The organism is Catenulispora sp. GAS73 (assembly GCF_041262085.1).
In the GTDB taxonomy this organism is placed as follows: Bacteria; Actinomycetota; Actinomycetes; order Streptomycetales; family Catenulisporaceae; genus Catenulispora.
In genome coordinates this window covers 46,251-61,665 of the sequence record NZ_JBGCCM010000016.1, presented here as the reverse complement: position 1 = coordinate 61,665, position 15,415 = coordinate 46,251, and the positions used below count along the sequence as shown (strand labels likewise).

The following is a 15,415-nucleotide window of genomic DNA, read 5'->3' as shown; positions in this document are numbered from 1 at the left end:
ATCAGCCAGCTCGCCTCGCTAAGCCGCACCCGAGCGCACGCCGCAATCAGCCAGCTCGCCTCGCTAAGCCGCACCCGAGCGCACGCCGCAATCAGCCAGCTCGCCTCGCTAAGCCGCGCCCGATCCTCCGCCCCTCCGACGCTCCGCAGCCCGCCGGGGCCCGCTCAGCCCCGAACGCCCTGCCCCCGCGCCTGACACACCGTCACCACACACCGCTCCAGCGCATAGGCCGGATCGTCCCCGCCGCCCTTCACCGCGGCGTCCGCGGCCGCCACGGCCAGCAGCGCGGTCGCGATCCCGTCCGGCGTCCAGCCGCGCACCTGCTGCCGCACCTTGTCGATCTTCCAGGGCGGCATCCCCAGGTCCCGCGCCAGGTCCGCCGGGCGCGCCCCGCGCGGGGCCGAGGCCACGCGCGCCACCGAGCGCACGCCGGCCGCCAGCGCGCTGGTGATCAGCACCGGCGCGGTCCCGGTCGCCAGCGCCCAGCGCAGCTGCTCCAGGGCCTGCGCGGTCCGGCCGTCGACCGCCAGGTCGGCCACGGTGAAGCCGGAGACCTCCGCGCGGCCGCTGTAGTACCTGGCGACCACCGTCTCGTCGATCGGCCCCTTGCCGTCCTCGGTGGTGTCGGAGATCAGCTGCGACGCGGCGGCCGCCAGCTCCCGCAGGTCGTTGCCGACCGCGTCCAGCAGCGCCCGCGCCGCCTCCTCGGTGATCTGCCGCCGGGCCGCCTTGAACTCGTCCCGCAGGAAGCCGATCCGCTCGGCCGGCTTGGTCACCTTCGCGACGTCCACCCGCGCCGCCCCGGCCTTCTCGACCGCGGTCAGCAGCGCTTTGCCCTTCACGCCGCCGTTGTGCACGACCACCAGCGTGATCTCCTCGGCGAGCCCGTCCAGCACGCTGGTCAGCATCGCCGCGTCGTCGGCGGCCAGGTCCTGTGCCGACTGCACCACCACGACCCGGCTCTCGCCGAACAACGACGGGCTCACCAGCTCGGCGAACGTCCCCGGGCTGAAGTTCCCCGGCGTCAGGTCCCGCGTCTCGGTGTCCGGGTCGACGGCACGCTTCGCGGCGGCGATCCGCGCCACGGCACGGTCGACGAGCAGTTCCTCGGCCCCCACGACGAGGACGAGCTGGGGTGGGGCGGCGACTTGGGCTGGCATCGGGTCAAGCATGGCACGGCCCGGTGACAAGTCCCTATTGCCCGGTCTATCTCACCCTTGCTCGGCCTGGTTGGCCTTGGCCGCGGCCTTCATCTCCTTCTTGAAAGCCCGCACCTTCACCAAGCTCGCCGCATCCACGACATCCGCCACCGACCGCGTCGAACCCTTCACGCCGTAGTCCCCGGCAGCCTCCCGCCAGCCCTTCGGCGTCACCTCGAACTGCTTCCCCAGCAGCGCCACCAGGATCTGCGCCTTCTGCTTCCCGTACCCGGGCAGCGCCGCGACCCGCTTCAGCAGGTCAGCACCGTCCTTCGCGCCGGTCCACACCGCCGAGGCGTCGCCGCCGTACTCCTCAGCCACGGCCCGCGCCAGCTTCTGCGTCCGCTCAGCCATCGCCTTCGGGAACCGGTGGATCGCCGGCACCTCGGAGAACACAGCGACGAACTTCTCCGGGTCGTAGCCCGCGATCAGCTCCGCGTCCAGCCGCTCCACCCCGAGGCGCGTGGCCAGCGCATAAGGCCCCGAGAACGCCTTCTCCATCGGAATCTGCTGATCCAGAAGCATCGCAGTGAGTACCCCCAACGGATCCGACGCGAGGAAAGCGTCGGCGTCGGGATCCTGGGCCAGATGCAACGTCACCATGCCCCCAGCCTGACAGAACCGCCGCCGCGCCACTGACGGTTCTGGTCCGTTCGAGGCACTGAATCACACAACCTCAGTCCTCGGACTCCATCCGTGCCAGAACGTCGGCGATGAACGCCCGCCCCTTCGGCTCCAGCCACGGACAGGCCAGGACCAGGTGGCACATCGACCCCAGCACCGTCACCGCACGCTTCTCAGCCACCTGCATGAACAGGCTCAGCCGGTTCAGCAGCCATTCCAGAACATCCTCGCGCGTCTCCGGGAACGCCCACGCCACCGCCACCAGCGCCATCCCGGCCGCCTCACAAACCCAGTCCTCCGGACCGTTCAGCAGCTCCACCAGGATCCGCCGCCGCTCCGAACCCACCCACTCCTGGTCGGCGCCGTGATGCGCGATCCCGACGCACGCGATCGTCTGCACCGAACGCACCCAGTAGTCCGGCACCTCCATCGCGAACCCGTCCGGCCACGGCGCGTTCTGCGGCGCCGGCGGGTACACCAGCACGCCGAGCAGGTCCGCGACCGGCACGCCGGCCAGCGCGACCGCGTGGTCGTACAGCGACGTCGGCCCCGGCCAGTTCGGCGTGGCCAGGTCCCGCACCAGCGCGACGGCCTGCGCGGACGGCGGCCCGACGGCCGGCACCGCGTCGCAGCCCTCGTACCGCCACACGGATATCGCGACGTCGGCGGCGGGCAGGCGCGGATCGGGGTCGCCGGTCTCCAGGAACCCGACCTTCAGCTCCGGGATCACCAGCCGCAGGGTGCCGATCGCGCTCGGCGGCTCGATGATCGACAGCGACATCTCCCCGGACATGCCGAGGTTGTCCTGCTCGACCAGCTGCCGCAGCACGTTGATGCAGGCCTCGGTGCCGCCGGTAACCCGGCCCAGCCACGGCAGCCGCTGGACGTGGTGGCCGACCAGGTAGCGGGCGTAGTCGTGCTCGGGGTGCGCACGGTGGTAGTCGGTGAGCTCCAGCAGGTGCGCGGTGTCGCCGTCGGCCTCGAACCGCATGCCGAGCAGGGCCGGCATGGCCTTCTCGTGCTCCGGCTCGACCGCGACAAGCTTCTCCAGGAGCGCCAGGCCCTCCGGACGCCGCCCCGCGTAGGCCAGCAGTTCGGCCAGGTCGACGACAAGGTACGTCTGCGACGGATCCTGCTCGATCGTCCGCGTCCACAGCGCGACGGTCTCGTCGATCCGGCCGCCGCGGCGCAGAGCGTTGCCGAGCATGATCGCCCCCATCGCCCCGGCGCCGTCCCGGATCGCCGCCTCGCCCCACTCCACGGCCAGCTCGGTGTCGCCGAGCCGCCGGGCCAGGCCGGAGGCGACGGCGGCGAGCTGCGCGTCGTCGCCGCGCGCCACCACCGCCTGAACGACCACGTAGAAGTGGACCAGCGCCGCCAGCTCCTCCTCCGACACCGGGTCGCCCAAGCCCTGACACAGCCGCAGCACGGCCTGCGTCAGCGACTCCGAGCTCAGCCGGGACGGCAGCTCCGGGTCCGCCATCCACGCCACCGCGGCCCACGGCCGCGCCGGCGCCGCACCCATGACGCCGGCCAGCAGCAGGACGGCCTCGTCCAGGCGGCCGAGGCCGGCCAGCAGGCTGGCCCGGCACGCGAGCTCGCCGGTGTAGCGCGAGTCGGCGGGGAACAGGTCCAGCGCCGCCACCGGACCGCCGACCCGCGCCACCAGCTCGGCCAGCACCTCGTGCGCCTCGGGCAGCGAGGGGTCGGTGCCGATCGCGCCGGAGACGTGGTTGGCGGCGTGCTCGGGGTCGCCGCCGTCGAGGATCAGCCGCGCCACCGCGACCTCTCCCTCGGCCTCCAGGCGCTCGCAGCACCCGGTGTCGCAGGCGTTGGTGTGAGTGTGCTGGTCGGCGTGTTCGTTCTGAGTGCCGTGCGCGTCCATGAGCCGGCTCCCCTCCAGACTCGGCGTCGGATAGGGGCACGAGACTATCCACAAGCTGCGACGCGCGGCGACAGCGCTTTGCTTCCCCTTTCCCTTTTATGGCTATCCGTGACAACGGACTGAGGGTGGCGGCTAGTGGCGTATCGCCACCCGCAGCCGACCGGCGGTGCCGAAGAGCACGACCTGTCCGTCCTCGTCGGTGCGGAAGACGCGCGCCCCGGCCCCCGAGGCCAGCGCGATGGTGCGCGGCGACGGATGGCCGTAGGTGTTGCCTTTGCCGACCGAGATGACGGCGACCCGTGGATGCACCGCGGCGAACAGGTCCGGGTCCTGATGTGCCGAGCCGTGATGCGGCACCTTCAGGACGTCGGCGGCGAGGTCCGGATGCGCGGCGAGGATCGTGGCCTGCGACGGCGGCTCGACGTCCCCGGTGAGCAGCAGCCGGAGCGGGCCGTCCCTCGTCGCCACCGTCACCTGGAGCACGACGCTGGAGTTGTTCGGGCCGGAGCCTTCCTCGCCGCCGCGTGGCGAGGCGCGAGCCTGGCGACGGCCTTTCCGGCGGCTCTTGTGGCTGGCTTCGGGCGGCGGCGTCGGCGGACTCGCGTTCGGGTCCGGCCACAGGACGTCCCAGGACACCGGGCCGAACCGCCGGTGCTCGCCGGCCGCCGCCACCGACGTGCTGACACCTGCCGAAGTGGCCCAGGACGCGACTTCGGCGGCGCCCTTGGGCGGGTCGGGGTCGTTCGTGGTCTCGATCTCGGTGACCTTGCGCCCCTTCAGCACGCCTGGGACGCCGTCGATGTGGTCGGCGTGGAAGTGGGTCAGGACCACCAGCGGGACTTTGCGGATCCCGAGCAGCGTCAGACAGTGGTCGGCCTTGGCGGGATCGGGGCCGGTGTCGACGACGACGGCCTCCGCCGGGCCCACGGCGAGCGCCAAGGCGTCGCCCTGGCCGACGTCACAGGCCGCGAAGATCCAGTTGGGCGGCGGCCAGGCGGGGGTGCGGCTGCGGATGACGAACACCGCGACGCCGATGGATATCAGCACCAGCAGGAGGACCGCGGCCGCTGCGATCATCCGGGCGCCGGAGCGAGTCGGGCCGCCCCGAAAGCCGTCCCCTCCGCGGCTTTCGGAGCTTTGCAGGCCGCGCCAGCCGGGGTCGTACCCGCGCCGGCGCCCTCCGTCAGGCCATGAGCCGGGCGATATCCAGGGTCCTTGCTCGTTCATGACGTCTCCTCCTTGTGGTGGGTCACCGCAGCCGTGATCAGGAAGACGAGCGCGTAGACCGCCAGCAGCGCCAGAGCCCCGGCCAGCCCGTCGGGCCAGGCGACGGTCGCGCCGGGCAGCCGGGATCCGTAGCGCGCGACCGCCACGATCCCGTCGGTCGGCCACTGCGCCAGCCACGCCACCGCCCGCCCCAGCGGGAGCCAGACGGACGCGGCGAGCAGGGCCACGGCCCCGAGGACGGTCGCCGGCCCGACGCAGAACTCCGCGAGGAGGTTCGCGGGCAGCGAGAGCGGCGTGATCGCGGCGGTGAAGGTGACAAGAATCGGCAGGCAGAAGGTCTCGGCCGCCGCGGTGCAGGCCAGCGACTCGGCGATGCGGTGCGGCACGCGCCGGTCGGTGAGCGCCTGCTGCCAGCCCGGAGCCAGGACGAAGAGGCCAGCGGTCGCGGACAGCGAGAGCGCGAAGCCGTAGGAGCGTGCGAGCCAGGGGTCGAACAGGAGCAGCAGCGTCCCGCCCGCGCAGAGCAGCGGCAGTCCCCGCGCACGGCGGCCGACGGCGGCCAGGAGCAGGCCGAGGACGGCCATCACGCTGGCGCGGACCATCGAGGGTTCGGGGCGGGCCAGGACGGTGAAGCCGATGACGACGGCCAGGCCGGTGAGGGTCAGGAACCTGCCTCGGACGCCGGCGAGCCGGGCGACCGGCATCGCCGCCGTCAGCACGAAGACGAGGTTCTCGCCACTCACCGCAGTGAGGTGCGTCAGCCCGGTGTCGCGGAACGCGGCGGCCAGGCTCTCCGGCTCCTGCGACACGTCACCGATCACCAGCCCCGGCACCAACCCGCGCGGGTCGGCGGGCAGGCGTGCGCAGGCGTCGCGGAGGGCTTGGCGGAGCCGTCCGGCGAGCCGCTGGAGCCGGTCGGGCCCGGCCAGGACGTCGGGCGGGCCGTGCACGGAGAGGGTGGCGGCGTCGGGGGTGTCGTCGCGCGCGGGGCGGAGGCGCCCGGTGACGCGCACGCGGGTGGAGGGCAGGAACTGCCACGCGCCGGGGTCGGACGCGAGCGCGGTCGCGGGCAGCCGCGTGCCGAACTCGTTGACGCGCTCGATGCGGAGCGGGACGACGGCGAACGGCCCGCGCGCGGAGGTCGCGATGTGGGGGTCGTCGGTGACGACGGCCTCGACGGTGACGTGGGCGCGCGTCGCCGCGAGGCGCGGGAGCGGCCCGCTGTGGGTGGCGATGGCGCGGGTGGTCGCGGCGGTCCCGGCGCCGGCCGCGACGAAGCAGGCTGCGGCGAGGGTTCGGCGGCGGGTGCGGGTACGGGTGCGGGTACGGGTTCGGGTGGTTGTGTTGTTGCCGCTGCGAAGCAGCAGTCCAGCGCCGGCCATTGCACATGCCGCCCAGAGCAGGAGAGCGGCCCGTGAGGCGAATCCGTCGCCGACGAAGGCCGCCCCGTACGCGGCCCCCAGGATCGGCACAAGCCGCAGGTCACGACGCGGGCGCTGGTCGTGCTCGACGGAGCGGAAGGTGACGGTCAGGCTCATCGCGTCACACCGTCACCGAATCGCACATGTCCGCGAACTTCCGCTCACCGATCCCCCGCACCTGCCGCAACTGCGACACCGAAGCGAAACGCCCATGCTCCGCCCGCCAGTCCAGAATCCGCTGGGCCAGCGAAGGCCCAATGTCCGGCACGGACTCCAACTGCTCCAACGTCGCAGTATTAAGATTCACCGGCTGCGCAGGCCTGCCCCGCTTCCCCCGCGAACCCCCACCCACCGAAGCCTGCGGCACCCCCACCACCGGACTCGGCGCCCCCGCGATCCCCACCCGCAACTGCTCCCCATCAGCAACCGGCCGCGCCAAATCCAGAGCCGTGACATCCACCCCCGGCAGCGCACCCCCGGCCGCAGCCAACGCCTCATAGACCCGCGCCCCAGCCGCCAGCACCTGGACGCCGGGATGCACAACCTTGCCCTCGACATCCACGACCACCCCACCGGCCGACGCCACCCCAGCCAACGCAGGACTAGTAGCCATCGCCGCATGCGGCGAGCACGTCTGCCCCTTCGCAGCACTCGCCGCCATCGCCACGACATAGCGACGCACAATCGGCGCCGAATACCAGCGGCCCATGGCACTGCCGCCGAGGAGATGCGCACGCTCGCCGCTGCCGCGAGCATGCGGCACGGCGGGGGGCACAGCAAAGTCCGTGGCTCGCTCGGCCGTCAGCCAACCAGCCACTCCGGCCGACCAAAGAAAAGTCGCCGACCCGGGCAAAGACCCCTCGGCCGGCTCACTCGCCATCATGAGTACGCCATCTCGCGCGACCAGGACACGCACTTGGTTGGCAAGGCTCCGCTCCAACAGCGCGGCAGCGGCCGGCTGTGAGACATGCGCCTGCTCGGCCAAGTACCAGCCAGCCGACGCGCTCGCCGCTTGGGCAGGCACATTGCGCGCACCGTCACGCGCGATCAGGACACTCCCATGCTCGGCGGAGGTCCAGCCGGACCATGCGTTCGCAGCTTGGGCAGACGACATCTGTGCGCCACCGCGCGCGACCAGAACACTGGCCTGCTTGGCGAAGAACCACCCAGCCGGCGGGTTGGCGCCATCGCGCACTCGCTCGGCGGAGGACCAACCGGACAGCGCGCCCCCAGGCCCGGCAAGCGCCATGCTCGCGCCCGACTGCTCGGCAACGCGCCACCCGGCCACTGCGCTCGCAGCCTCGACACGCGAAGCGAATGCACCATCGCGGGCTGCCACGGCGGAGGACCAGCCAGCTACCGCGCCCACAGGCCCGGCAAACGCCATGCCCGCACCCGCTTGCTCGGCAGCGCGCCAGCCGGCTACCGCGCTCGCAGCCTCGACGCGTGAAGCGAGTGCACCATCGCGGGCTCCAAAGGCGGAGGACCAGCCAGCCAGCGCGCCCGCAGGACCGGCAAACGCCACGCTCGCGGCTTCGGCAGGCAGCGCGAGTGCACCATCGCCGGCTTGCTTGGCGGAATACCAGCCAGCTACCGCGCTCGCGGCTTCGGCGGGCGCCATACGTGCACCATCGCGCGCGACGTGCCCACTCCCCCGCTCAGCCGGCAGCCAGCTCTCCGGCGTGCTGCCATCAAACTCGGCACCGGCAGCCGCCGGCACGACCCTCAAGACCCGCGCGCTCCACCCCGTCGGCGCGTCCGGGACCGTACGCGGGGGCCCCGAATTCCACGCATGCCCGCGGCACGTGCCGTCGCGTCCCGTCGCGGTGCTTCCCGGTTTGGCGTGGGGGTCGCCCGGTGGTGCGCCGGTGTCGGAGGTGGGGGTGGCGTGGTCGTCGTCGGGTGGCTGGGTGGTCGATGCCGCTTCTCCCCCGTTCCCCCCGCCCCCTCCCCCACCCGGTGCTGCTGCTGCCCCCGCGACATCGACGACCGTCCCCTGCGAGCGCGTCAGGTACCAGCCGCCGGCGGCTGCTCCGGCGATGGCTACCAGGGCCACTGCTGTAGCTGCTGGGAGGCTGAGGGCCCAGCGGCCGTGGAGGGTTGGCGGGATGCGGTGTTCGATGGACTGGGCCGCCCGGCGCCACCAGGGGCGGTTTGCGTGGTGCCGGGCGGCCAGCGCCTCGGAGAGAGGCATGGGGCCCTGTGCGGCAGGCGACCAGTGCCGCGGTGGGTCCCCCTGGAGCGACGCCAGTCGGTCGCGCGCCGATGGCTGCGGGCTGCGGGGTTGGGCGCTGCCGTTCGGTGCGGTTCCCGGTGTGGTTCGTTCCATGTCTGCGACGGTAGATCTTCGCAAAGTGCGCATACCAGTCGCGGGTTGGGGGCTGTGGATAACTCGGTGTGCGGGTGGGGGCTGGTCACTCTTTCGGGCTAGCCGTACGCGGGATCACAGCACAGATTCAGGGAGAGACAGGTTCAGGCGGAGAAAGGCCGAAGGAGAGGGACAAGCAAGAGGCGGCCGTCTCTCGTGGAGAGAGACGGCCGCCCGAGCAGGCTGAGACTACGAACGACTACGAACGTGGGCTAAACCGCCCCCACCGTCCGGAAAGGCTCCAGCTGAGCGGCCAGATCCTGATGAATAAGCGCCCGCACCAGCGTCCCGTGGTCCGTGTGCTCCTCCTTCAGCATCTCGCCCTCCGCGTGGATCCGGGCGACCAGGTCGCCGCGGTCGTACGGCACCAGCGCCTCCAGTTCCACGCCGGGGCGCGGGAGGTCGCGCTCGATGGCCGACAGCAGGTCGTCGATGCCCTCGCCCGTGCGGGCGGAGACCACGATGCTGTGCGGTTCGCGGCGTAGGAGGCGGGAGAGGACTTCGGGGTCGGCGAGGTCGGCCTTGTTGAAGACCAGCAGTTCCTTGACGTCGCCGGCGCCCATGTCGGCGAAGACGGCGCGGACCGCGGAGATCTGGCCTTCGGGGTCCTCGTCGCTAGCGTCCACCACGTGCAGGACCAGGTCGCTTTCGCCGACCTCCTCCAGCGTCGAGCGGAACGCTTCCACCAGCTGGTGCGGCAGGTGCCTGACGAAGCCCACTGTGTCCGACAGCGTGTAGGTGCGGCCGGTGGCGGTCTCCGTGCGGCGGACGGTCGGGTCCAGGGTGGCGAACAGGGCGTTCTCCACCAGGACGCCGGCTCCGGTGAGGCGGTTGAGGATGGAGGACTTGCCGGCGTTGGTGTAGCCGGCGAGGACCACCGAGGGGACGGAGCCTCGGCGCCTTTCGGCGCGCTTGGTCTGGCGTCCCTTGCTCATGTCGCCGATTTCGCGGCGGAGCTTGGCCATGCGCTCGCGGATGCGGCGGCGGTCGGTCTCGATCTTCGTCTCACCGGGTCCGCGGGTGGCCAGGCCGCCGCGGCCACCACCCATCTGGCGGGACAGGGACTGGCCCCAGCCTCGGAGCCTGGGGAGCATGTACTGCATCTGCGCCAGCGCGACCTGCGCCTTGCCCTCGCGGGACTTGGCGTGCTGGGCGAAGATGTCCAGGATCAGGGCCGTGCGGTCGATGACCTTGACCTTGACCACGTCTTCCAGGTGGATCAGCTGGCCGGGGCTCAGCTCTCCGTCGCAGATCACGGTGTCGGCGCCGGTGGCGACCACGATGTCGCGCAGTTCGGCGGCCTTGCCGCTGCCGATGTAGGTCGCCGGGTCCGGCTTGTCGCGGCGCTGGACGACGCCCTCAAGCACCTCCGAGCCGGCCGTCTCGGCCAGCGCGGCCAGTTCGCGCAGCGACATGTCGGCGTCCGCGGCGGTGCCGTCGGTCCACACGCCCACCAGCACCACGCGCTCCAGGCGCAGCTGCCGGTACTCGACTTCGGTGACGTCCTCAAGCTCGGTGGACAGTCCGGCCACGCGGCGCAGTGAAGCGCGCTCCTCCAGGTCGAACTGCTCCCCGTCGTGCCGGGATTCGGCCCACCGGCTGCGGTAGAGCGGGGCCGGCGCGTCGAAGGCGTCCTCGGTGTCCCACTCGGCTTCCGGCGTGTCGTGGTCGTTCAGTGCGTAGACCTCGTCGCGGGCAGCGTCCTTGTGGGATTCCGTCATGTGATTCCTCTTCATCTGTGGTTCATGAGTATCTGTGGTTCATGAGTGCTGACAGGCGCGGCGCCGGAACGCCGCGAGGCGGGGAGAATCGCTCTCCCCGCCTCGATGGTGACACGTGCTCGCCGATCACCGACACCAGATTTTCTTTCGGCACAGCATCACCGGCCGGTCGGTGAGGGCAAACGAGGCGTGCCGAACGTGTAGGGGTTCTCCGGGCCGGGCAGCGGCGAGCCGGGGACGTAGGGCAGCGCACCCATCGGGGGCTGCGGTCCCAGGGCCGGGCCGAGGCCGGCGGCCATGCCGGTCGTGGTCCCGAGCGCCGCCTGGGGTACCGCGCCGGACTTCGGCGCCACCCGGGGCGACCCGGAGGCCGGTCGGGTGTTGCCGGGCCGGTTGGCGGCGGTCCGGGAGTTGATCACCGCGGTCGGGATCTTCGCGGTCGGCAGCGTACGGGCGCCACGCGGGGCGCCGGCACCCACGCCGACCATCACGCCGGGGCGCTGGCCGTTGCCGGACGTGCTCTGACCGGCGGTGTCGGCCTGGCCGCTGCGGGCCGGCGGCATCGCCACCCGTTGCGGGGCGCGGCCGTCGGCCGGGACCAGGCGGCCCAGCTCCGCGGCCTCGATCTCGGCGGCCAGCTCGGCCGCGGCGAGTTCGGTGGACAGTTCGAGCAGCACGTCGGAGAGCTTGACCTCCAACGCGTCGCAGATTGCGGACAACAATTCGCTCGACGGCTCTTTCTGGCCCCGCTCCACCTCGGAGAGGTAGCCGGGGGACACCCGCGCCGTCGCGGCGAGCTGACGGAGCGTCCGTCCGCTGCGCTGCCGTCGGCCGCGTAGCACGTCGCCGAGTAGGCGGCGAACCAAGATCATCTCGGCTTCCCCTCCCTCATCGTTTCCGCTGGCCTGCTGGTTTATCTGTGAGAATCATGAGCCTGTGGAGCCACCGTACCCCGGCTGTTGCCGGATTACTCTTCTGCTTTGCTTGTTGTTATTCCCCGTTCAATGGTTCTCAACGGCTACGACGGGGTTTCCATTCCAAGAAGTTGCAGACCCGTTGTGAACTCGCCGTGAACCGGCCGCCACGAGGAGGGCAACCACCTGACTGCCACCGTATCCCGAGCCGCCGACAAGCGTCGGGTGATGGCCGCCCATCGGACAAAATCGAACACCCGTTCAGAGTACCGGGCGTGAGCGGCCGGGGGTGCGACGGTAATCACGGCGCATCACCCGTCACAACAGCCTCACGCGCATCGCTATTCCAGGTCGACGGCACCAGAACACGCCGGAACGCACCGCAACGGCCCTTGAGCCAAGGTGCCCCTAACGGCGGCACGACGTGACCCGACCGCACAGCGGAAGACGGTGCGGCGCGGCTGATCCAGCAGTCCCGGTTCACACTCGACCGGGCAGTTGCACGCTGCGGAGCCCTTCGGGCAGCCCTCGCCTTGAGTCTCACTGATCTCACAAACCTCAGACCGAGCCTCGGACGAAAGCCGGGCGCCGCAGCGGTGGGGCACCTGCTCACTGCCGGATCAGCCGTGGATTGCGCATTCCCGCGAAGATCGGAGAATTCCCGAACCTAGCGGGGCGCCGCCGCGAGCCACCCGCGCACCCGGTGCGCGGGCTGGACCGTCGCGCGGAACACGTCCGCGTCCCGGCCGTCCTCGTGCGGCGCGGCCACAGCGGAAGGCCCCGCGGGACCGCCGTGCGACCGATGCGAACCCGAAGCCGAAGCCTCCTGCGCACGCGACACCGTATCCCTCATCACCTTGTCATCCTCCCGTGCGCTCCAACCGTTTCCTTAGCGCGACGTTCGACCGGGTGCCGAGGTTGCCTCGGGGTCGGCGAGCATGCCCCTGATACGTCCCGCCTCCGGGGCGCCGATGACGACGAACATGGCCAGCGCCTCCTCCCGGCAGCCCCGGGCCCGCTCCGGCTGGCCGGCCACGTCCAGCACGTCCGCCAGCACCGCCAGGGCCGTCGCGTGCTGCCAGGTGTCGGCCGTCCCGCGCAGCACGCTCACCGCACGCTCCGCATGCTCCAGAGCCCCGCTGGGCTCGCCGAGCCCCAACAGCGCCCGCGCGCTGGAAGCATGCGCGGCACCCTCCATCGAGGGATGGACGTCCGAGAAGTACTGGGCCGCCTCTGCGAAGTACGTCAGCGACTCCCTATAGGCCAGCGTCTGCAGGTAGATGGAGCCGGTCTGGAAGAGCGCGTATCCGGTCGACACGTCGTCCCCCAGAGCGCGGCACAGAGCAAGCCCCGCCATAGTGCTCTCCAGAGCCTTCTCTGTACGACCCAGAACAAGCAGAGAACGCGCCATGTTCTGTCGTGCGGCAGCCTCCGACGCCACATCCCCGAACTCCCGGCTGACGCTCACCGCGCGCTCGTACAGCTCGATCGCCTCCGCGTCCCGCCCGAGGTCCGCATAGGTCATGGCGAGCAGGTTGACCGCATCGGCCTGAGTCTCGTCGCCACCCACAGCCTCGGCGGCACGGTGCGACAGCTCCGCCTCCTCCGCAGCGGCCTCTATCTGGTATGTCGCATAGAGGACCCGCGCCAGAGAGTGCCGCACACGCGCCTCACTGCGCACGTCCCCGCTCTCCACAGCAGCCGCAGCAGCATTACGCGCCGCCGCAGAGAGCTCATCCGCATAGCGTTCGATGCCAGGCAGCGAGACAAGGTGGTCGAGCAGCTCCACCGCCAGCGCCAGCGGCGCCACCCCGGCTTCGCACGCCCCTCGGGTCAGGACCCGCCGATTGAACACCGCATCCACCGAGCTGCCCTCGTCCGCGATCCAGCGCACCCCGGCCTCTACAGAGTCGAACTCTCTACCGGAGGACCGCGTAGGGGAAAGGCCGAGTTCTTCCACCGGTATACGACGCAGCCGCCGCATCGAGGCGAGGTAGAAGTCGAGCAGGCTCACGAAGCCGGCATCGGGCTCGCCGCCCTCGGCCTCGTACTGCTCGCGCGCATAGAGGCGCAACAGGTCGTGATACCGGTAGCGCCCTGGCGAGGAGGACTCCAGCATCGCGGCGTCCACCAGAGACTCCAGCACTTCTTCGGTGTCAGCCTCGTCCTGCCCGAGCAGCGCGGCGGCTGCGGCCGCCGAGACATCGGCACTGTCCAGTGACGACAGCCGCCGGAAGACGTCCGCCTGCGCCGGGGACAACTGGTGATAGCCCAGTTCGAACGCAGCGCGCACCGCGAGGTCGCCCACGGACAACTCGGCGAGCCGGCGCCGCTCGTCGGACAGCCGGGCCGCCAACGACCCGATACGCCACCGAGGACGCGAAGCGAGCCGAGCGGCCGCTATCCGCACCGCCAGAGGCAGATACCCGCACAGCGACACCACGTCTATGGCCGCTTCATGCTCCACCCCGAGGCGTTCCTCGCCGACGATCCGCGTGAACATGTTCATCGCCTCGCCGGGGTCCAGCACGTCGAGGTCCGCGAACGTGGCCCCGGCCAGCCCGGTCAGCTTCGGACGGCTCGTCACGACCACCGCGCACCCCGGAGCCCCGGGGAGCAGAGGACGCACCTGTGCGGCGTCCCGAGCGTTGTCCAGCACGATCAGAACCCGCCGCCCGGCCAGCGCCGAGCGGTACGCGGCAGCGCGCTCCTCCAGCCCCTGAGCCGTCTCCCCCTCTGAGATCCCCAGACCGCGCAGGAACGCAGCAAGCACCGGCGCGGGGTCGGCAGGTACCGGATCCCCTCCGCGCAAGTCCACATAGAGCTGTCCGTCGGGGAAGTCCTCCCGCACCAAGTGCGCCAGATGGATGGCGAGCGCCGTCTTGCCGACGCCTCCCAACCCCGACAGCGCACAGACCGCGACCGACTGCCCGACCGTGGTGGAGATACGCGCGGCGAGGACGCGGGTCAGGTTCTCGCGTCCGGTGAAGTCAGCCGTGTCGGCGGGAAGCTGCGCGGGGATCGTCGGCGGCTTCTCCAGAGCGGCGCCAGAAGGCGCTTCTGTCGGTCTCAGAGCTATTTCGGCACTGTCCGCTGTGTGGCGCACCAGAGAGGGGTCGGCGCGCAGGATCCGCTGGTGCAGCTCGCCGAGTTCGGCGCCCGGGTCGACTCCCAGCTCCTTGCGCAGGAGCCGTCGGGTGTCCGCGTAGACGCCCAGCGCCTCGGCCTGCCTACCGGTCTGGTAGAGCGCCAGCATGAGCTGCGCGCGCAGTCCCTCGCGCAGAGGGTGCTCAGCGGTGAGAACAGTCAGTTCCGAGACAGCGTCCCCGACCCGACCCAGCGCCAAGTCCAAGGCGATGCGGCTCTCCTGAGCGGCCGTACGCCGCTCCAGAAGCGTCGCGCGCAGGGACTCCGCATGGGGTCCGGGAATCCCGGCCAACGGAGTACCGCGCCACAGCGCCAACGCGCTGGCGAGTTCTCCCCGCGCACCGGCCACGTCGCCGGACATCTGGCGCTGCTCCGCGGTGGCGACGTGATCTTCGAACGTGAACAAGTCCACGTCCGAACGCTCTGCGCGCAACGCATATCCGCCGGCTATAGACGCAATGGCCTCCGCGCCGAAGACCTTACGGAGTCGGAACGCATAAGTGCGCACCGTCCCCAGGGCACCCTCCGGAGGCTCGTCACCCCACAGTCCCTCGATGAGTTCGTCGGCTGTCGCCACCCGACCGGCCCGTGACGCGAGCAGCGCAAGCACCGCCTGCTGCTGCGGGGACCCTACTTTGAGCTCTTCGGCTGGTTGTCCCGCGACGCCCACTCGCAGCGCGCGGACCGGTCCGAGCAGCCCGAACTGCACCACCACTGACCAATCCCACCTCATGAACGTGGCCCCCGTGGCCGTGTCTTGCCGAGTCCCGCGGCAGTGTCGTGCCGCGGGCGAAGTGAGGTCCTCCGGTGGACTAGACCGCTCGGAACCACCGGCCCACCATAGCGCGGGCATCCGACATACGGGACGGGATAGTCATGGTTGTCACGAACGTTGTCACGAACACAGTG

Annotated in this window: 9 protein-coding genes and 1 pseudogene; all 10 read right to left on the bottom strand. The window is 71.2% G+C overall.

Annotated elements, in window-relative coordinates:
• Positions 1-164 precede the first annotated feature (164 nt).
• Entirely contained in the window at positions 165-1,160 is a 996-nt protein-coding gene (gene holA / locus ABH935_RS24020; RefSeq protein WP_370380173.1) for a DNA polymerase III subunit delta, read from the bottom strand.
• 51 nt (positions 1,161-1,211) lie between these two features.
• Positions 1,212-1,802 (bottom strand): HhH-GPD-type base excision DNA repair protein, encoded by a 591-nt coding sequence (locus tag ABH935_RS24015; protein ID WP_370380172.1) that lies wholly within the window; start codon positions 1,800-1,802, stop codon positions 1,212-1,214.
• Positions 1,803-1,875: 73 nt separating this feature from the next.
• Entirely contained in the window at positions 1,876-3,708 is a 1,833-nt protein-coding gene (locus tag ABH935_RS24010) for a tetratricopeptide repeat protein (protein ID WP_370380171.1), read from the bottom strand.
• A gap of 132 nt (positions 3,709-3,840) precedes the next feature.
• Positions 3,841-4,785, bottom strand: coding sequence for a ComEC/Rec2 family competence protein (locus tag ABH935_RS24005; RefSeq protein WP_370380170.1), 945 nt, complete (start codon positions 4,783-4,785; stop codon positions 3,841-3,843).
• A 146-nt stretch (positions 4,786-4,931) separates the two neighbouring features.
• Positions 4,932-6,473, bottom strand: a complete 1,542-nt coding sequence (locus tag ABH935_RS24000) for a ComEC/Rec2 family competence protein (RefSeq protein WP_370380169.1) — start codon at positions 6,471-6,473, stop codon at positions 4,932-4,934.
• Between the two features lie 4 nt (positions 6,474-6,477).
• A complete protein-coding gene (locus ABH935_RS23995; protein ID WP_370380168.1) occupies positions 6,478-7,977 on the bottom strand; it encodes a helix-hairpin-helix domain-containing protein in 1,500 nt (499 codons plus the stop codon).
• A gap of 959 nt (positions 7,978-8,936) precedes the next feature.
• The gene (gene hflX / locus ABH935_RS23990; protein WP_370380167.1) at positions 8,937-10,445 is read right to left on the bottom strand and encodes a GTPase HflX; all 1,509 of its coding nucleotides are present in this window, start codon (positions 10,443-10,445) and stop codon (positions 8,937-8,939) included.
• Positions 10,446-11,056: 611 nt separating this feature from the next.
• Positions 11,057-11,317 (bottom strand): annotated as a pseudogene (locus ABH935_RS23985) (helix-turn-helix domain-containing protein); the annotation flags it as partial.
• Positions 11,318-12,026: 709 nt separating this feature from the next.
• The gene (locus ABH935_RS23980; RefSeq protein ID WP_370348156.1) at positions 12,027-12,212 is read right to left on the bottom strand and encodes a hypothetical protein; all 186 of its coding nucleotides are present in this window, start codon (positions 12,210-12,212) and stop codon (positions 12,027-12,029) included.
• 36 nt (positions 12,213-12,248) lie between these two features.
• Positions 12,249-15,239: a BTAD domain-containing putative transcriptional regulator gene (locus tag ABH935_RS23975; RefSeq protein ID WP_370380166.1), complete on the bottom strand. Its 2,991-nt coding sequence runs from the start codon at positions 15,237-15,239 to the stop codon at positions 12,249-12,251.
• Positions 15,240-15,415 lie beyond the last annotated feature (176 nt).